Origin of the sequence: Paracoccus simplex (assembly GCF_042648325.1) — a bacterium.
Taxonomy (GTDB): Bacteria; Pseudomonadota; Alphaproteobacteria; order Rhodobacterales; family Rhodobacteraceae; genus Paracoccus; species Paracoccus simplex.
This window is the reverse complement of record NZ_JBHRXE010000037.1, coordinates 83,473-99,958: the sequence shown is the minus strand read 5'-3', so window position 1 is coordinate 99,958 and position 16,486 is coordinate 83,473. Positions and strand designations below refer to the sequence as shown.

The window sequence follows — 16,486 nt, the reverse complement described above, 5'->3', positions numbered from 1 at the left end:
GGATCGGATCTGGAGGCCGTCGCCCGCCATGCGCCGGTTGCTTCACATAGGGGAGGAGATGACATGATATCTGGGGAGAACCCGGCCTGCGGAGCCAGCCCGCCCAAGGCGGAGCCCGCCGACGAGAAGCTGCCGCTGAAAAACCTGGTGCTGTTCGGCCTGCAGCATGTGCTGGTGATGGCGGCCTCGCCGATCACGGCGGTGTTCCTGGTCGCGCAGACGCTGGGCTTCGACACGGCGCTGACCGTCGCGATCATCAGCGCGACCTTTCTGATCTGCGGGCTCGGCTCGATCCTGCAAAGTTTCGGGCCGGGCGGATTCGGCGCCCGGCTGCCCTTCATCATGGTGCCCGGCGGCGCACCCATCGCCATCTTCCTGGCCATCGCCGTGCAGACCAACATCCAGACCGCCGTGGGCGCGGTGCTGATGACCTCGGTCTTCTATTTCCTGGCACTGCCGGTGTTTCGCCGGCTGCTGCGCTTCTTCCCGCCCATCGTGGTCGGCACCATGCTGCTGCTGGTGGCGGTGAACCTGGTCAAGATCTATGGCGGCACCATCACCGGCCGCTCGGGCGAGGCGAATTTCGCCGACCCGGTCAATGTCGGGCTGGCGCTGGCGACCATCGGTCTGACGGTGCTGTTCTCGCGCATCTTCACCGGCACGCTGCAGCGCATCTCGGTCATGCTGGGGCTGATCGCCGGCACGCTGCTGGCCGCCGCGCTGGGCCGGATCGAACTTGCCGGGGTGATGCAGGGGCCGCTGGTGGCGGTGCCGCAGCCGTTTCCTTTCGGCATGCCGAAATTCGACCTGATCGCCTCGCTGCCGCTGATCGTCTTCTCGGTGATCTCGATGGCCGAGGCGACCGGCCAGACCATCGCCACCGCCGAGATCGCCGGCCGCAAGGGCGACGCCCATGCCATCGTGCCGCGCACCATTCGCGGCGATGCCCTGGCCTCGCTGGCCGGCGGGCTGTTCGGCACCTCGCTGATCATCACCTCGGGCGAGAATGTCGGCATCGTCCGGGCGACCGGGGTGAAGTCGCGCTATGTCACCGCCATGGCCGGGGTGATCCTGGTGGTGATCGCGCTGATCGCGCCGGTCTCGCGGCTGGCCAGCGCCCTGCCGGGGCCGGTGGTCGGCGGCACCGCCGTCATCGTCTTCTCGATCATCGGCGTGATCGGCATCGACCTGCTGGGCCGCGTCGACCTGCGCGGGCATGGCGCGATGTTCACGCTGGCCTCGGGGCTGGCGATGGGGCTGATGCCGATCCTGGTGCCCGGCCTCTACAGCCAGTTCCCGCAATGGTCGCAGATGGTCCTGGGCAACGGCCTTGCCATGGGCACGATCACCGCCGCCGTCGTCAACGCCCTGTTCCAGCTCAACGCCCCGCGCGGCGCCCCCGAACCCGTCAAGGAGAACGCATGATGCAGGACCTTCGCCCGTCCTTCGACCTCAAGGCTTTTGCACAGGCCGGCGAGGTGATCGTGAAACCCGGCCGCCTGCTGCTGCAGACCGGCCCGCGCGAAGGCATGGCGGTGCTGCTGCGCCACGGGCGCTTTGCCGAGATCGACGAGGCCGGGGCGCTATGCGCCCGGCATCCCGGCCTGGCGGTCGCCGACCTGCCCCGGCACCTGCTGATGCCGGGCTTCATCGACAGCCATACGCATCTGACCCAATCGCTGGGCAAGTCGCTGGTCTTCGGCGAGCCCTCCGAGATCTTCCGCCGCATCTGGGTGCCGCTCGAGGGCAGCCTGGACGAGCATATGGTGCATCTGTCGTCGCGGCTGGCGGCGCTGGAATGCCTGCGCGGCGGCTTCACCACCGCCGTCGATGCCGGCACCCGCTCGGCCGGGCATATCGGCCGGCTGACCGAGGCCGCGCATGAAACCGGGCTGCGGCTGGTCGTCGGCCAGATCTGCAACGACCTGGGCGGCGCCGCGCAGGTCCCCGAGCCCGAGCAGATCATCCGCACCGCCGAGGCGCATCTGGCGCGCTGGCAGGGCGACGCGCTGGTGCATCCGTCGCTGGCCATCTCGATCCCCGAGGCGGCCAGCGACGCCATGCTGCGCCGCATCTCGGCCATGGCGGCCGCGGCGGGGGCGATCTTCCAGACCCATGTGAACGAGCATCTGGTCGCGGTCGAACGCTCGCTGGTCGCGCATGGTCGCCGGCCGCTGGAGCATCTGGCGCATCTGGGCGCGCTGGGGCCGCAGGTGCTGATCGCGCATTCGACGCTGGTCACCCCGCAAGAGCTGAACATCCTGCGCGACACCGGCACCGCCGTCGCCTACAATCCCGTGGCCTCGGTCTGGAAGGGCAATGCCATCGCGCCGGCGCTGCAGATGGCGGCGCTGGGGGTGCGCTTCGGGCTGGGCACAGACGGCACCCGCGCCGACGGCTTCCGGCTGATGGACGCGGCCGAGGCGCTGCAGCGCGCCGGCTATGGCCTCGCCTCGGGCGACAGTTCCTGCGGCGCGGGCTGGCTTTGGCTGCAGGCCGCGACCGCGATGGCGGCGGATGCGGCGGGGCTGGGCGCCGTCACCGGCCGCATCGCCGAGGGGCTGGCTGCCGATTTCCTGCTGGTCGATCTGGACCGGCCGGAATTCACCCCATCGCATGATCTTAGTTGGGAGCTGGTGCGCTATGGCAATCGCGACCAGATCGACGCGGTCTTCACCAATGGCCGGCTGCGGCTGCTGCATGGCTGGCCGGTCGACTGGGACGCCCGCGCGCTGCTGGAGGAGGTTCGCGCCCTTGCCGTCCCCGCCATCGCCGGGGCGCCGATCCAACGCATCCATCCGACCGCCGACAGCCAGCTTGCGGCGAGGGCGTCGTGACTCTGGCGACCTTTCTGCTGCTGTCGGGCGTCACCCTGGCCGCGGCCTTCGTGCAGGGCGCGGTGGGCATCGGCTTCGCGCTGATCATCGCCCCGGTCTTCGGTCTGGTCGATGCCAGCTACCTGCCGGTCACGCTGCTGCTGCTGATGCTGCCGCTGAACTTCCACGTCGCCTGGCGCGAGCGCGCCTCGATCGACCGGCGCGGCGCCAGCTGGATCACGCTGGGCCGGTTCTTCGGCACCTTCCTGGGCATGTGGGTGCTGATCGCGCTGTCGGTGCGGCAGCTCGAGCTGGCGGTGGGGCTGTTCACCATCCTGGCGGCGGTGATCGCGCTGGTTGCGCGCCCCTTTGCGCCGCGCCCCGGCCCGGCGCTGGGGGTGGGCCTGTTCACCGGCGTCACCGAGACCGCGACCGGCATCGGCGGCCCGCCGCTGGCACTGCTCTACCAGCACAGCTCGGGGCCGGTGTTGCGCTCGACCGTCGCCACCTGCTTCCTGATCGGAGAGCTGATCTCGCTGGTGATGCTGGCCGTGGCCGGGCGGCTGCACCTGGACCAGGTGCTGGCTGCGCTGTGGCTGACCCCGGCGGTGCTGCTGGGCAGCGCCCTGTCGCGCGTGGTGCATTCCCGCATCAACGGCCCGTCGCTGCGGCTGGCGGTGCTGGTCTTTGCCATCGTCAGCGGGCTGGTGCTGATGCTGCGCGGCTAGAGCCAATGCTCGCGCAGGCCGAAATCCTCGGCCAGCAGCACCAGATCGGCCGCGCGGCCGGGGGCCAGGGCGCCGTAACGGTCCTGCAGGCCCAGCAGCGCCGCCGGGATGGCCGAGGCCATGCGCAGCGCCCGTTCCGGCGCGGTGCCGACCTGCCGGACCAGCATGCCGATGGCCTGCGGCAGCGTCAGGTCGGCCCCGGCCAGCGTGCCGTCCGCCAGCCTCAGCCGCCCGTCACGGCGCAGCACCCTGCGGCCGCCCAGCTCCATCTCGGTCAGGTCGGTGCCGGCAAAGGCCATGCAATCGGTGACCAGGAAGATGCCCTCGGGCCGCGCCGCCAGCGCCAGCCGCATCACCGCCGGATGCACATGGATGCCGTCGGCGATCAGCCCGGCGCCGGCATCGCCGGCCAGCACCGTTCCGGCCAGCCCCGGCGCGCGGTTGCCGATCTGGCTCATGGCGTTGAACAGATGCGTGGCGCAACGGGCGCCGGCGGCAAAGGCGGCCCGGGCCGCGTCATGGCTGCAATCGCTGTGGCCCAGGCTGACCACCACCCCGGCCCCGGCCAGTGCCGCGATCTGCTGCGGGCTCGCCGCCTCGGGCGCCAGCGTCACCATCAGCGCCGGCAGCCGGCGCGCGGCCTCGCAGATCCGGGCCAGATCCTCGTCGCCCATCGGCCGGATCAGCGCCGGGTCATGCGCGCCCTTGCGGCGCGGATCCAGATGCGGCCCCTCCAGATGCAGGCCCAGAAAGCCCGGCACCCCGGCCTCGGCGGCGGCGATCCCCAGCGCGATGACATGGGCGGTGGCCTCGGGCGTGTCGGTGATCAGCGTCGGCAGCACCCCCGCCGTGCCAAGCGCGCGATGCGCGGCGCAGATGCGGCGCAAGCCGTCCAGATCGGTTGCGCCGTCCAGCATCACCCCGCCGCCGCCATTCACCTGCAGGTCGAGAAAGGCGGGGGCCAGGATGCCCGTGACCGCCCGCCGCCCCTCGGCCGGGGCTTCGGGCTCGGGCAGGATGGCGGCGATCTTGCCCGCCTCGATCACCAGCGCATGGCCGTCGAGGAAACGCGCGCCGTCGAAGATCCGCGCGCCGGCCAGAACCTCGCGCGCCATCACACCGTCTCCGTCACCTTGCGCAGATGCGGCGGGGTGTCGGGGTCGAAGCCGCGCCGCCGCGCCAGCGCCTCGATAAAGGCATAGAAGCCGGCGATGGTCACCAGCGGCGCCACCAGCGGATGCAGTCCGGGGACCGAGGGCAGGGTGACGGCGCCGCCGACCTCGGTGCCGGTCACGAACACATCCGCGCCCTGCGCCACCAGCCGCTCGGCCGTGGCCTTGAGCTGCGGCAGGGCGGCGTCCTCGATCCCCAGCGCCAGCACCGGGAAGCCGGCCTGCACGATGGCGGCCGGGCCGTGCAGCACCTCGGCGGCCGAATAGGCCTCGGCATGGATGCCCGAGGTCTCCTTGAACTTCAGCGCCGATTCGCAGGCGATGGCGAAGCTGGGGCCGCGGCCCAGCACGAAGGCCGAGCTGGCCCGCGCCAGCCGCGCCGACAAGGGCGACCAGTCCAGTTCCACGGCCTGGCCGAACGCCTCGGGCAGGGCGGCGACGGCATCGCGCAGGGCGTGATCCTCGCGCCATTCCGCCAAAAGCGACAGGCCGGCCAGCACCGAGCAGACGAAGGTTTTGGTGGCGGCGACGCTTTTCTCCTCGCCCGCCTGCAGGGGCAGGCAATGGGCCGAGACCTGCGCCATCGGGCTGTCCTCGACATTGGTGATGGCGATGGACAGCGCCCCCCCTTGCCCCGAGGCGCGCATCATCTCGACCCCGTCCGGGCTGCGGCCGGATTGCGAGATGCCGATGCAGGCCGCCTTGCCCAGCCGCAGGGGCCGGCGATAGATCGAGGCGATGGACGGCCCGACCGAGGCGACCGGCACCCCGGCCTCCAGCTCGATGGCGTATTTCAGATAGGTCGCGGCATGGTCCGAAGACCCGCGCGCCACCGTCACCACCAGGTCGGGATCCTTGCGGCGCAGGGCGCTGGCGGCGTCCGCGACCGCATCGCGCGAGCGTTCGAGGAATCGGGCTGCGGCTTCGGGGATCTCGGCCACTTCGCGCGCCATATGCGTCTGGCTCATCACGGGTTCCTTTCGCCTTCCGGGGCAAGTTTCAGTTCCACGGCGAAGTCATAGGCATCGCCGCGATAGAGCGAGCGGGTGAACTCGACCACCTTGCCCGAGGGCAGGTAGGAGATGCGTTCGATCCGCAGCCCGGCCACGCCGGGACTGACGCCCAGCAGATCGGCGTCCTTGGCGTTCAGGTTCGCGGCCGAGATGCGCTGCACCGCCCGCACCGGCCGCATGCCGCGCGCTTCCAGCACCGCGTAAAGCGAGGCATCGACGCCTTCGGGATCGGGAAGGATCGCCTGCGACAGCGAGGCGCGCTCGATGGCCAGCGGCACCCCGTCCGAGCTGCGCACCCGTTCCAGCCGCGCCACCTTCTCGCCGACGCCGAGGCCGAGCGCCATCACCTCCTCGGGCGCCGGGGCGTGCAGGCCGCGCGCGATCCAGCGGCTTTCGACGCTGCGGCCGCGCCGGGCCATGTCCTCGGTGAACGAGGTCAGCAGCGACAGCGCCTGCTCCAGCTTCTCGACGCGCGGCGCGACGAAGGTGCCCGAGCCGCGCTTCTGCACCAGCTGCCCCGAGGCAACCAGTTCCGCCACCCCCTTGCGCACCGTGACCCGCGACAGGCCGGTCATCGCTGCCAGCTCGCGTTCCGAGGGCAGGCTGTCGCCCGGTTGCAGCCGGCCCGAGGCGATGGCCTCGGCAATCAGCCGGTGCAATTGCAGGTAAAGCGGCCCGCCGCCGGTTTCCCCGAAGGCTGCGGGGGTGAACAGCTCGCCCATCACGCCTCCTGCCGGGCCAGGTGCAGCGCCCCGTCCACGCCCGAGCCCATGGGCGGCTGGACCCGCCACAATCCCTGCAACCGGGCGGCGTAATGGGTGCCCAGCCCGCCCAGGAACACCACCGGCAGGTCGCGGCCGGCCTGCAGGGTGTCGATCATGGCGCGGATCTCGGCCACGGCGGCGGCGAAGATGCGCTCGCCCACCGGGTCGGTGCCGGCGGTGATGCGCGGCGCGAATTGCGCGAACTCGGCCGGCCGGGCGCGGAAGCCGAAAGAGATCACCCCCTCGATCCCGCCCAGTTCGTCCAGAACGGCCTGCAGCAACGGGCTCATCGGCGCGAAACCGTCCTCGGCGCGCAGGGCTTCGGCCAGAAGCGCCCGGCCCAGCACCGCGCCGCTGCCCTCGTCGCCCAAGACGAAGCCGCGCCCGCCATATTGCCGCATCTCGCCGCCGATCTGGACCGCGAAGACCGAGCCGGTGCCGATGGCCGCGACGATGCCGTCCCCGCCTCCCAGCGCGCCGGTGGCGGCGGTCTCCGCGTCGGTGACGATGCGCGTGCGGCGAAAGGGCAGCATGGCCCGAAGGCTGCGGGCGGCGGCGGTGACATTGGCGCCGGCCAGGCCCAGCACCGCGCTCAGTTCGTCCAGATGGCCCTGTCCGGCTTCCTGAAGCGCGGCGCGGGTGGCGGCAAGAATATTGGCGCAGGCCCCCTCGGTCTCGACCGAGATATTGGCCGGTCCGGCCGCGCCCCGGCCGATGATCCGGCCCGAGCCGTCCGCGACGGCGGCGCGGCAGCCGGTGCCTCCTCCGTCTATGCCCAGGAAATATGACATGGCGACTCCCTTTGGATTGCACGATACCAAAACAATACCAAAAGGGAAGGGCTATTTTCGGAATCGCCATGAAACGCCGATTTTGATCGAATATGAAGAAGGGTCTTTACAAGTGGTATTGTTTTGGCATTATCAACGGAACAGGGGGAATCACATGACCGCATCCGGCACCGAGGCAAGGCATCCGGCATCCGCAGGGCTTCACGCCCGTCCGGGGGGCGAGGTGCTGCGCGTGCTGCTTGATGCGCAGGTCGCGGCGCTGGGCGCGTTGCAGCCCGCCTTGCCGGCGCTGGAACGCGCGGCCGGGGCCGCGGCAGAGGCGCTGCGCCGGGGCGGCAAGCTCGGCTATGCCGGGGCCGGTTCCTCGGGGCTGATGGCGCTGGCCGATTGCCTGGAGCTGGCCGGCACCTTCGGCATCGCGCCCGAGCGCACGCCGATGATGTTCGCTGGCGGCGCCGAGGCGCTTCTGCATCTGCAAGGCAGCGTCGAGGACGACCCGGCGCTTGCCCTGGCCGATCTGGACCGCGCCGGGCTGACGGCGGGGGACGTGCTCTTGTGCCTCTCGGCCTCGGGGCGGACGCCCTATGCGCTGGCGATCTGCGCGGCGGCGCAGGAGCGGGGGGTGACCGTGGTCGGGCTTGCCAATGTCGCGGGCTCGGCCCTGCTGGAGCGCGCCGACATCCCGGTGCTGATCGAGACCGGGGCCGAGGTGGTTTCGGGTTCGACCCGCATGGGGGCGGCCACGGCGCAGAAGGTGGCGCTGAACATGCTGTCGGTGCTGGTGGCGATCCGGCTGGGCCATGTCCATGACGGCTATATGGTCAACCTGGTGGCCGACAACATCAAGCTGGTGGACCGCGCCGCCCGCATCGTCGCCGCCGTGGCCGGGGTCGGGCGCGACGCGGCCGAGGCGGCGCTGTCGCGTACCGGCGGCGCGGTGAAGCCCGCCATCCTGGTCGCGCGCGGCATGGCCCCCGACGCGGCCCGGGCGCGGCTGGCCGAAACCGGGGGCCTGCTGGCCCCGCTGATCTGATTGCAACCAGAGGGTCCGCGAGAGACCCGATGCCGAAGGGAGAAAGACCATGACCAAGACCATCCGCCTGGCGCTGCTGGCCAGCACCTTGCTGGGCAGCGCCGCCTGGGCCCAGGACGTCACGCTGACCATCGAAAGCTGGCGCAACGACGACCTTGCCATCTGGCAGGAAAAGATCATCCCGGCCTTCGAGGCGGCCAATCCCGGCATCAAGATCAATTTCGCGCCCTCGGCGCCGCCGGAATACAACGCGGTGCTGAATTCCAAGCTGGATGCCGGCTCGGCCGGCGACCTGATCACCTGCCGGCCCTTCGACGCCTCGCTGGAGCTGTTCAAGAAGGGCAAGCTGGCCGATCTGAGCGACCTGGCGGCGATGGCGAATTTCTCGGACGTGGCGAAATCGGCCTGGCAGACCGATGACGGCAAGCAGACCTTCTGCGTGCCGATGGCCTCGGTGATCCACGGCTTCATCTACAACAAGACCGCCTTCGAGGAACTGGGCCTGACCCCGCCGAAGACCGAGGCCGAGTTCTTCGCCCTGCTCGACAAGATCAAGCAGGACGGCACCTATATCCCGATGGCCATGGGCACCGCCGACCAGTGGGAAGCCGCGACCATGGGCTACCAGAACATCGGCCCGAACTACTGGCAGGGCGAGGCGGGCCGCAAGGCGCTGATGGAGGGCACCCAGAAGCTGACGGATGAGCCCTGGGTCGCGCCCTTCCGCCAGCTGGCGAAATGGAAGGATTACCTGGGCGACGGGTTCGAGGCCCAGACCTATCCCGACAGCCAGAACCTGTTCACGCTGGGCCGCGCCGCGATCTATCCGGCCGGATCCTGGGAGATCGGCGTGTTCGGGCCGCAGATCGGCGGCGCCTTCGAGATGGGCGCCTTCCCGCCGCCGGTCCCGGCCGAGGGCGACAAATGCTATATCAGCGACCATACCGACATCGCGCTGGGCATGAACGCCGCGACCAAGCATCCCGAGGAGACGCGGAAATTCCTGGAATGGGTGGGCTCGTCGGAATTCGCCGCGCTTTACGCCAATGCGCTGCCGGGCTTCTTCTCGCTGAACGCGGCCCCGGTCGAGATGGAGGACCCGCTGGCGAAGGAATTCGTGTCCTGGCGCCAGACCTGCGAGCCGACCATCCGCTCGACCTACCAGATCCTGTCGCGCGGCACGCCGAACCTGGAGAACGAGACCTGGACCGCCTCGGCCAATGTCATCACCGGCGCCGAGACGCCCGAGGCCGCGGCCGAGCGGCTGCAGCAGGGCCTGGCGAGCTGGTACGCGCCGCAGCAGAAGTGACGGCTTGCCGGGCCTGACGGCCCGAGGCGAAATCTGGGCCGGGCCTGATGGCCCGAGACGAAATCTGGGCCGGGCCTGATGGCCCGGCGGCGGCGGGGGGCTTTCCGCCCCCCGCACCCCCCGAGGGTATTTTTCAACAGAGAAGGAGGGCGTCATGGCGCAGCGGAAAGCGTTTCGCTGGCATATCGCGGTGTTTCTTGCGCCCGCGGTGCTGGTCTATACCGCCATCATGATCGTGCCGCTGTTCGGGACGCTGAACCTGTCGCTGTTCAACACCGGCGAGGAGGGACGGGTCTTCGTCGGGCTGCGGAACTTCGCCACGCTGTTCGGCGATCCGCGCTGGTCGGCGAGCTTCTGGAACGCGCTGGGCAACAACGCCTGGTTCTTCCTGGTGCACATGCTGGTGCAGAACCCGGTCGGCGTGGCGCTGGCGGCGCTGCTGTCCTCGCCGCGGCTGCGCGGCGCGGCCTTGTATCGCACCGCGATCTTCATCCCGACCATCCTGAGCTTCGTCATCGTCGGCTTCGTCTGGAAGCTGATCCTGTCGCCGATCTGGGGCATCGCGCCCGGCATGCTGGACGCCGTCGGGCTGAAATCGCTGTTCGCGCCCTGGCTGGGCCGCGAGGGCACGGCGCTGACCACGCTGGCGCTGATCTCGGTCTGGCAATTCGTCGGCATCCCGATGATGCTGATCTATGCCGCGCTGCTGTCGATCCCCGACGAGGTGATCGAGGCGGCCGAGATCGACGGCGTCACCGGCTGGTCGCAGTTCTGGAAGATCAAGCTGCCCTTGATCCTGCCCTCGATCGGCATCATCTCGATCCTGACCTTCGTCGGCAATTTCAACGCCTTCGACCTGATCTACGTCACGCAGGGCGCGCTGGCCGGGCCGAATTTCTCGACCGACATCCTGGGGACGTTCCTGTACCGCACCTTCTTCGGCTTCCAGCTGCAGATCGGCGATCCGCATATGGGCGCGACCATCGCCACCGCCATGTTCGGCATCATCCTGCTGGGCGTCGGCTTCTACCTGTTCGCCATCCAGCGCCGGCTGCGCCGCTATCAGTTCTGAGGGGAAAGCCATGAGCCAAGCCCGCCATTCCACCGCCCGCAGCCTGGCCGCCCATGCCGTGCTGATCCTCTATACGGTGATCGCGCTGTTCCCGGTCTTCGTCGTGGTCGTGAACAGCTTCAAGAACCGCCGGGCGATCTTTGCCGATCCGCTCTCGGTGCCGGGGCCGGAGAGCTTCGACCTGATCGGCTATCGCACGGTGCTGGCGCAGGGGGATTTCGTCCTGTATTTCCAGAACTCGCTGATCGTGACCGTGGCGAGCCTGTTCTTCGTCCTGCTGTTCGGCGCCATGGCGGCCTTCGCGCTGTCGGAATACCGCTTTCGCGGCAACATGCTGATGGGGCTTTACCTGGCCTTGGGGATCATGATCCCGATCCGGCTGGGCACCGTCGCCATCCTGCAGATGATGGTGGCCTCGGGGCTGGTCAACACGCTGACGGCGCTGGTACTGGTCTATACCGCGCAAGGCTTGCCGCTGGCGGTGTTCATCCTGTCCGAATTCATGCGCGGCGTCTCGGACGATCTGAAGAATGCCGGCCGCATCGACGGGCTGTCGGAATACACCATCTTCTTCCGGCTGGTGCTGCCCCTGGTGCGGCCGGCCATGGCCACCGTCGCCGTCTTCACCATGATCCCGATCTGGAACGACCTGTGGTTCCCGCTGATCCTGGCGCCCAGCGAGGCGACCAAGACCATCACCCTGGGCAGCCAGGTGTTCATCGGCCAATTCGTCACCAACTGGAACGCGGTGCTGGCGGCGCTGAGCCTCGCCATCCTGCCGGTGCTGGTGCTCTACCTGGTGTTCTCGCGCCAGTTGATCCGCGGCATCACCGCCGGCGCCGTCAAATGATCCGTCCCGCAGCAAGGAGACCCCGATGGGAGCCCTGACCCTTACCCAAGTCACCAAGTCCTTCGGCGCCACCCAGGTCATCAAGGGCGTGGACCTGGCGGTCGAGGATGGCGAGTTCTGCGTCTTCGTCGGCCCCTCGGGCTGCGGCAAGTCCACGCTCTTGCGCATGATCGCCGGGCTGGAGGACGTGACCTCGGGCGACGTGGCCATCGACGGCGGGCGCGTGAACGACCTGGCCCCGGCCCGGCGCGAGATCGCCATGGTGTTCCAGAGCTATGCGCTTTACCCGCATCTGACCGTGCGCGACAATATGGGGCTGGCGCTGAAACAGGCCGGAACCCCCCGCGCGCAGATCGAGGCGGCGACCGGGAAGGCGGCCGAGATGCTGGCGCTGGCGCATCTGCTGGATCGGCGCCCGGCCGAACTGTCGGGCGGCCAGCGCCAGCGCGTCGCCATCGGCCGCGCCATCGTGCGGCGCCCGAAGCTGTTCCTGTTCGACGAGCCGCTGTCGAACCTCGATGCCGCGCTGCGCGTGCAGACCCGGATCGAGATCGCCCGGCTGCATCGCGAGCTGGGCGCGACGATGATCTATGTCACCCATGACCAGGTCGAGGCGATGACGCTGGCCGACAAGATCGTCGTGCTGCGCGGCGGCGTGGTCGAGCAGGTCGGCCGGCCGATGGACCTGTACAACGACCCCAACAACACCTTCGTCGCCGGCTTCATCGGCAGCCCGCAGATGAATTTCCTGGATGCCGGCAAGCTGGGCCTGCGCTCGGCCAGTCTGGGCATCCGCCCCGAGCATCTGACGCCCGGCGGCGGGCAGATCAGCGGCCGCGTCAGCCATGTCGAGAAGCTGGGCGGCGAGACGCTGGTCTATCTGTCCTCACAGGACCACGGCCTGTTGACCGTGCGGCTGTTCGGCGAACAGGATTATGCCGTGGACGAGGTGATGGGGCTGGGTTTCGAGCCGAACCGCGCCTTCCATTTCGACGCCCAGGGCAGGCGGCTGCGCTGACGCCTTTTGTCGCAGCGCGCTTGCGCGCCGGCCGGGCCGCTCCTACTGTTTTTTCCAGGCAGGCAAGGGGAGGGGGCGGCCGGTGCGGCTTGCTGTGCTCAGCGACATCCACGCCAATCGCGAGGCCTTCGCCGCCGTGCTCGAGGATGCGCGGGCCCGCGGCGCGACCGGCTTCGCCATCCTGGGCGATATCGTCGGCTATGGGCCGGACCCGGAATGGTGCGTGGACCGCGCCATGCGGCTGGTGGCCGAGGGCGCGCTTTGCCTGCGGGGCAATCACGACAGCGCCATCGACGCGGCCGAAAGCCTGAACGCGCAGGCCCGCGCGGTGATCGACTGGACGCGGCCGCGGCTGTCGGACGCGCAGCGCGGCTTCCTGGCCGCCCTGCCGCTGACCGAGCGGCGGGGCGAGGTGCTGCTGGTCCATGCCGGGGCGCAGGCGCCGCGGGACTGGGTCTATGTCACCGGCCCCGGCTCGGCCGCGCCCAGCTTTCGCGCCTGCGACGCCCGGCTGATCCTGTGCGGCCATGTGCATGTGCCGCAGCTTTACAGCTGCGACCTGCGCGGCACGGTGCGCGACCATCCGCCCCGCATCGGCGAAGGTTTTCCGCTGCTCGGCTCGCGGCGCTGGCTGGCGGTGCTGGGCGCGGTCGGCCAGCCGCGCGACGGCGTGCCGCAGGCCGGCTATGCGCTGCTGGATACCGACCGCAACGAGCTGACCCTGCGCCGGGTTGCCTATGACGCGGCGGCGGTGGCCGCGCGGCTGCGCGCCGAGGGCCTGCCCGAGGCGCTGGCGCAGCGCCTGCTGGAGGGACGCTGATGCGGCCGGCCGAGGGGATGCGGATCGACGGCTTCACCCTGGGCCCGCGCCTGCACAAGGGCGGTTTCGCCACCATCTGGCCGGTCACGCATCCTGACCACGCCCTGCCGATGGTGATGAAGGTGCCGACCATCCTGGACGGGTTCGACGGCCCGACCATCGTCGGCTTCGAGGTCGAGCAGATGATCCTGCCGCGGCTCTCGGGCCCGCATGTGCCGCGGGTGATCGCCAGCGGCGGCTTCGACCCGATGCCCTATCTGGTGACCGAGGCCATTCCCGGCACCAGCCTGCAGCCGCTGTTCAACACCGCGCCGCTGGCCCTGGACCGGGCGCTGGACCTGGCGCGGCGCATGGCGGCGGCGGTGCACGACCTGCACCGCCAGCAGGTGATCCACCTGGACCTGAAGCCCGGCAACATGATGACCCGGCCGGACGGCACCATCGTCTGCATCGATTTCGGCCTGGCGCATAGCGACCTGCTGCCCGACCTGCTGGCCGAGGAATTCGCCAGCCCGATGGGCAGCTTCCCCTATATCGCGCCCGAGCAGATCCTCGGCCGGCGCGACGACCTGCGCAGCGATGTCTTCGCGCTGGGGGCGATGCTCTATCAGCTCGTCACCGGGCGGCTGCCCTTCGGCGACCCGCCGGGGCTGCGCGGCGCCCGCCGGCGGCTGTGGCGCGACCCCTTGCCGCCGCGCGCCATCGACCCGACCATCCCGCCCTGGCTGCAAGAGGTGATCCTGCGCGCCCTGGCCGTCGACCCGGCCGAGCGCACCGCCTCGGCCGCGCAGCTGCTGTTCGATCTGGAACAGCCCGAGAAGGTGGCGCTGACCGCCCGCGCCACCCGCATGACCCGCGACGGCTTCTGGGCGGTCTGGCGCCGGCGGCGCCGGATGGGCCGGCTGCGCAGCTTCGCCCGCCCGCCCGGCGGCACCGCGGCGCAGATCATGGAATCGCCGGTGCTGATCGCCGCCGTGGACCTGGCCCCGGACATGGAGCGGCTGTCCGAGCGCATCCTGAACGGCATGCGCGATCTGCTGTCGGTGCGGCCGCAGGCGCGGGTGGCCTGCGTCAACGTCATCCGCACCCATCGCATCGGCATCGACACCGGCACCGATGACGAGGGGCGGCACCTGCATGTCAGCCGGCTGGTGGCGCTGCAGGCCTGGGGCCAACGCCTGGGCCTGCCCGAGGACCGCGTGACCTTCACCGTGCTCGAGGGCACCGACCCGGCCGGCGAGATCCTGGACCATGCCCGGCGCATCATGGCCGACCATATCATGATGGGGGCGCGGGCCAGTTCCTCGACCCGGCGCTATCTCGGCTCGGTCTCGTCGCGGGTGGTGGCCGAGGCGCCCTGCGACGTGACCGTGCTGCGCCTGCCGCAGCCCGGCGGCTAGATCACCAGCACCCCGGAATGCTTGGCCTTGTGCTCGGGCTCGACATGGATGGTGATCAGCGCCCCGGGCAGCTTCTGTTTCAGCGCCCGCTCGACGCGGTCGCAGATGTCATGCGCGGCATCGACCGTGGTCTGGCCGTCCACCACCAGATGGAAGTCGATGAAGGTGCGCGGCCCGGCATGGCGGGTGCGCAGGTCATGCGCCTCGATGGCGCCGGTGGCGGCGTCCGAGATGGTGGCGCGGATATCCTCCAGCGTCTCCTCGGCCACCGCCTCGTCCATCAGCCCGGAAAGCGAGCTGGTCATGACCTTCCAGCCCGACCACAGGATGTTCAGCGCCACCAGCGCCGCCAGCGCCGGGTCGAGCACCGCCCAGCCGGTCAGCACCGCCAGCGCCACGCCCGCCGCCACCCCGGCCGAGGAGATCACGTCCGACAGCAGGTGATGCCCGTCCGCGACCAGCGCCGGCGAGCGCAGCCGGCGGCCGCGGCCGATCAGCACCCAGCACCACAGCCCGTTCAGCACGCTGGCCAGGCCGTTCACCAACAGCCCCTGCCAGGGCGCATCCAGCATGCGCGGGTTCTGGAAGCCGTGCCAGGCCTCGCGCAGGATCAGCAGCGCGGCGACGATGATCATCACCCCCTCCAGCACGGCGCTGAAGAACTCGGCCTTGTGGTGGCCATAGGGGTGGTCCTTGTCGGCGGGCTTGGCGGCGACGCGGATGGCGATCAGCGCCGCCACCGCCGTCGCCACGTTCACCGTGCTTTCCAGCGCGTCCGAAAGCAGCGCGACCGAGCCGGTCAGCCACCAGGCCAGCGCCTTCAGCGCCAGCACCACCAGGCCGACGACGATGCTGCCAAAGGCGATCTTCTCGGTGGCGGACATGCCGATTCCCCTTCTGGTCCCGCGCCGGGGGTTCTCTAACGCCCCATGCCGGTCCCGCCAACCGCCTTTCCGGCCTCAGACGCCCAGCCGCGCCAGCCCCGCCAGCACCGCCGCCGTCACGGTCCCGAAGATCAGCGAGGCCAGCAGCCAGTTCTGCCAGAACGGCCGGTGCGGGCCGATCGGGTCGGTCTGCGGATCCTTCTTCAGCCGGCCCTCGGCAAAGCGCGCGCGGCGCTTCTCGAAGGTGGTCCGCGCCATCCGGGTCTTGAACATCAGCGCGAAGGCCGGTCCGGCGAACAGCGTCACCAGCAGCACGAAAACCGCGGCCATGCCGCCGGTCATTGCACCAGCGCCTTGAATTCCAGCGTGACGCCATTCGCCGTCAGCAAGAAGCCGCCGTCGTCGCCCAGCGGCTTTTCCTCGGCGCAGAGCGGCTCTGCGGCATCGGTTGGCTGCACGCATAGCTTGCCGTCCTTGCGCCACCATTTGCCCTCGGCGACCGGCTTGGGGTTGTTGTCCTCCATGTCGACGAAGGTGCCGTCCTCCTTGAAGATCGTGCGGTTCTGGCTGCCGTCGACGGTCACCACCGAATAGATGCCGGGCGTCATCGGGCCTTCGCCCCGTTCGTCGCGGCAACCGGCCAGCCCGGCCAGGGCCAGCAGCGGGGCAAAGATCAGCAAGGATTTTCTGGTCATGAAACGCGTCCTGAAAGCAGCAAGGAACGTGTCCCGTGGTCCCATGCGGAAACCTTCGGCGCAAGCCCCGCGCCCGTCATCCGGCAAGCCCCGGCCTGCCAGCCCGCGGCCATCCGGCGCC

General features: G+C 70.0%; 17 protein-coding genes. 10 read left to right on the top strand and 7 right to left on the bottom strand.

What is annotated here, in order from left to right; translation table 11 throughout:
* The first annotated feature begins 63 nt into the window (after positions 1–63).
* The 3 genes from ACFOMP_RS13250 to ACFOMP_RS13240 are packed head-to-tail and all read left to right on the top strand — an operon-like array spanning position 64 to position 3,544.
* Positions 64–1,425 (top strand): uracil-xanthine permease family protein, encoded by a 1,362-nt coding sequence (locus ACFOMP_RS13250; RefSeq protein WP_379031307.1) that lies wholly within the window; start codon positions 64–66, stop codon positions 1,423–1,425.
* Positions 1,422–2,837 carry an amidohydrolase family protein gene (locus tag ACFOMP_RS13245; protein ID WP_379031304.1) on the top strand — a complete coding sequence of 472 codons (1,416 nt, stop codon included), beginning with the start codon at positions 1,422–1,424 and terminating at the stop codon, positions 2,835–2,837. Before ACFOMP_RS13250 ends, ACFOMP_RS13245 begins: the two co-directional genes overlap by 4 nt.
* Positions 2,834–3,544, top strand: coding sequence for a sulfite exporter TauE/SafE family protein (locus tag ACFOMP_RS13240; RefSeq protein WP_379031301.1), 711 nt, complete (start codon positions 2,834–2,836; stop codon positions 3,542–3,544). The genes ACFOMP_RS13245 and ACFOMP_RS13240 overlap by 4 nt, the downstream gene beginning before the upstream one ends.
* On the opposite strand, the gene nagA is transcribed toward ACFOMP_RS13240, so the two are convergent.
* The 4 genes from nagA to ACFOMP_RS13220 are packed head-to-tail and all read right to left on the bottom strand — an operon-like array spanning position 3,541 to position 7,284.
* A complete protein-coding gene (gene nagA, locus ACFOMP_RS13235) occupies positions 3,541–4,659 on the bottom strand; it encodes an N-acetylglucosamine-6-phosphate deacetylase (protein ID WP_379031298.1) in 1,119 nt (372 codons plus the stop codon). The two genes, ACFOMP_RS13240 and nagA, sit on opposite strands and share 4 nt — an antisense overlap.
* Positions 4,659–5,684, bottom strand: coding sequence for an SIS domain-containing protein (locus tag ACFOMP_RS13230; RefSeq protein WP_289893081.1), 1,026 nt, complete (start codon positions 5,682–5,684; stop codon positions 4,659–4,661). Before ACFOMP_RS13230 ends, nagA begins: the two co-directional genes overlap by 1 nt.
* Positions 5,684–6,451: a GntR family transcriptional regulator gene (locus ACFOMP_RS13225; protein WP_289893082.1), complete on the bottom strand. Its 768-nt coding sequence runs from the start codon at positions 6,449–6,451 to the stop codon at positions 5,684–5,686. The genes ACFOMP_RS13230 and ACFOMP_RS13225 overlap by 1 nt, the downstream gene beginning before the upstream one ends.
* The gene (locus ACFOMP_RS13220; protein ID WP_379031294.1) at positions 6,451–7,284 is read right to left on the bottom strand and encodes a BadF/BadG/BcrA/BcrD ATPase family protein; all 834 of its coding nucleotides are present in this window, start codon (positions 7,282–7,284) and stop codon (positions 6,451–6,453) included. Before ACFOMP_RS13220 ends, ACFOMP_RS13225 begins: the two co-directional genes overlap by 1 nt.
* 154 nt (positions 7,285–7,438) lie before the next feature.
* Here ACFOMP_RS13220 and ACFOMP_RS13215 point away from each other — a divergent pair, with 154 nt between their 5' ends.
* The 7 genes from ACFOMP_RS13215 (at position 7,439) to ACFOMP_RS13185 (ending at position 14,786) form a co-directional block, all read left to right on the top strand.
* Positions 7,439–8,317, top strand: a complete 879-nt coding sequence (locus tag ACFOMP_RS13215) for an N-acetylmuramic acid 6-phosphate etherase (protein ID WP_379031291.1) — start codon at positions 7,439–7,441, stop codon at positions 8,315–8,317.
* A 49-nt stretch (positions 8,318–8,366) separates the two neighbouring features.
* Complete coding sequence (locus tag ACFOMP_RS13210; RefSeq protein ID WP_289893085.1) at positions 8,367–9,626, top strand: ABC transporter substrate-binding protein; 1,260 nt, start codon at positions 8,367–8,369, stop codon at positions 9,624–9,626.
* Positions 9,627–9,780: 154 nt separating this feature from the next.
* The gene (locus ACFOMP_RS13205; RefSeq protein WP_379031288.1) at positions 9,781–10,698 is read left to right on the top strand and encodes a carbohydrate ABC transporter permease; all 918 of its coding nucleotides are present in this window, start codon (positions 9,781–9,783) and stop codon (positions 10,696–10,698) included.
* Between the two features lie 10 nt (positions 10,699–10,708).
* Positions 10,709–11,548 (top strand): carbohydrate ABC transporter permease, encoded by an 840-nt coding sequence (locus ACFOMP_RS13200; protein WP_289893087.1) that lies wholly within the window; start codon positions 10,709–10,711, stop codon positions 11,546–11,548.
* Positions 11,549–11,573: 25 nt separating this feature from the next.
* Positions 11,574–12,566 carry an ABC transporter ATP-binding protein gene (locus tag ACFOMP_RS13195; protein WP_379031285.1) on the top strand — a complete coding sequence of 331 codons (993 nt, stop codon included), beginning with the start codon at positions 11,574–11,576 and terminating at the stop codon, positions 12,564–12,566.
* Positions 12,567–12,648: 82 nt separating this feature from the next.
* Positions 12,649–13,386: a metallophosphoesterase family protein gene (locus ACFOMP_RS13190; protein ID WP_289893089.1), complete on the top strand. Its 738-nt coding sequence runs from the start codon at positions 12,649–12,651 to the stop codon at positions 13,384–13,386.
* A complete protein-coding gene (locus tag ACFOMP_RS13185) occupies positions 13,386–14,786 on the top strand; it encodes a bifunctional serine/threonine-protein kinase/universal stress protein (RefSeq protein WP_289893090.1) in 1,401 nt (466 codons plus the stop codon). Before ACFOMP_RS13190 ends, ACFOMP_RS13185 begins: the two co-directional genes overlap by 1 nt.
* On the opposite strand, the gene ACFOMP_RS13180 is transcribed toward ACFOMP_RS13185, so the two are convergent.
* From ACFOMP_RS13180 to ACFOMP_RS13170, 3 genes are all read right to left on the bottom strand, one after another.
* Positions 14,783–15,670 (bottom strand): cation diffusion facilitator family transporter, encoded by an 888-nt coding sequence (locus ACFOMP_RS13180; RefSeq protein ID WP_289893091.1) that lies wholly within the window; start codon positions 15,668–15,670, stop codon positions 14,783–14,785. The genes ACFOMP_RS13185 and ACFOMP_RS13180 overlap by 4 nt on opposite strands.
* A gap of 75 nt (positions 15,671–15,745) precedes the next feature.
* Positions 15,746–16,000, bottom strand: coding sequence for a hypothetical protein (locus ACFOMP_RS13175; protein WP_379031281.1), 255 nt, complete (start codon positions 15,998–16,000; stop codon positions 15,746–15,748).
* Between the two features lie 8 nt (positions 16,001–16,008).
* A complete protein-coding gene (locus ACFOMP_RS13170; RefSeq protein ID WP_379031278.1) occupies positions 16,009–16,365 on the bottom strand; it encodes a hypothetical protein in 357 nt (118 codons plus the stop codon).
* Positions 16,366–16,486 lie beyond the last annotated feature (121 nt).

What these genes read in the sequence shown, in the direction of transcription:
- ACFOMP_RS13195 (WP_379031285.1), top strand. Translation starts at nt 11,574, where the DNA reads ATGGGAGCCCTGACCCTTACCCAAGTCACCAAGTCCTTCGGCGCCACC.
- ACFOMP_RS13185 (WP_289893090.1), top strand. Translation starts at nt 13,386, where the DNA reads ATGCGGCCGGCCGAGGGGATGCGGATCGACGGCTTCACCCTGGGCCCG.
- ACFOMP_RS13200 (WP_289893087.1), top strand. Translation starts at nt 10,709, where the DNA reads ATGAGCCAAGCCCGCCATTCCACCGCCCGCAGCCTGGCCGCCCATGCC.
- ACFOMP_RS13180 (WP_289893091.1), bottom strand. Translation starts at nt 15,670, where the DNA reads ATGTCCGCCACCGAGAAGATCGCCTTTGGCAGCATCGTCGTCGGCCTG.
- ACFOMP_RS13210 (WP_289893085.1), top strand. Translation starts at nt 8,367, where the DNA reads ATGACCAAGACCATCCGCCTGGCGCTGCTGGCCAGCACCTTGCTGGGC.
- ACFOMP_RS13215 (WP_379031291.1), top strand. Translation starts at nt 7,439, where the DNA reads ATGACCGCATCCGGCACCGAGGCAAGGCATCCGGCATCCGCAGGGCTT.
- ACFOMP_RS13220 (WP_379031294.1), bottom strand. Translation starts at nt 7,284, where the DNA reads ATGTCATATTTCCTGGGCATAGACGGAGGAGGCACCGGCTGCCGCGCC.
- ACFOMP_RS13245 (WP_379031304.1), top strand. Translation starts at nt 1,422, where the DNA reads ATGATGCAGGACCTTCGCCCGTCCTTCGACCTCAAGGCTTTTGCACAG.
- ACFOMP_RS13230 (WP_289893081.1), bottom strand. Translation starts at nt 5,684, where the DNA reads ATGAGCCAGACGCATATGGCGCGCGAAGTGGCCGAGATCCCCGAAGCC.
- ACFOMP_RS13225 (WP_289893082.1), bottom strand. Translation starts at nt 6,451, where the DNA reads ATGGGCGAGCTGTTCACCCCCGCAGCCTTCGGGGAAACCGGCGGCGGG.
- nagA (WP_379031298.1), bottom strand. Translation starts at nt 4,659, where the DNA reads ATGGCGCGCGAGGTTCTGGCCGGCGCGCGGATCTTCGACGGCGCGCGT.
- ACFOMP_RS13205 (WP_379031288.1), top strand. Translation starts at nt 9,781, where the DNA reads ATGGCGCAGCGGAAAGCGTTTCGCTGGCATATCGCGGTGTTTCTTGCG.
- ACFOMP_RS13175 (WP_379031281.1), bottom strand. Translation starts at nt 16,000, where the DNA reads ATGGCCGCGGTTTTCGTGCTGCTGGTGACGCTGTTCGCCGGACCGGCC.
- ACFOMP_RS13170 (WP_379031278.1), bottom strand. Translation starts at nt 16,365, where the DNA reads ATGACCAGAAAATCCTTGCTGATCTTTGCCCCGCTGCTGGCCCTGGCC.
- ACFOMP_RS13250 (WP_379031307.1), top strand. Translation starts at nt 64, where the DNA reads ATGATATCTGGGGAGAACCCGGCCTGCGGAGCCAGCCCGCCCAAGGCG.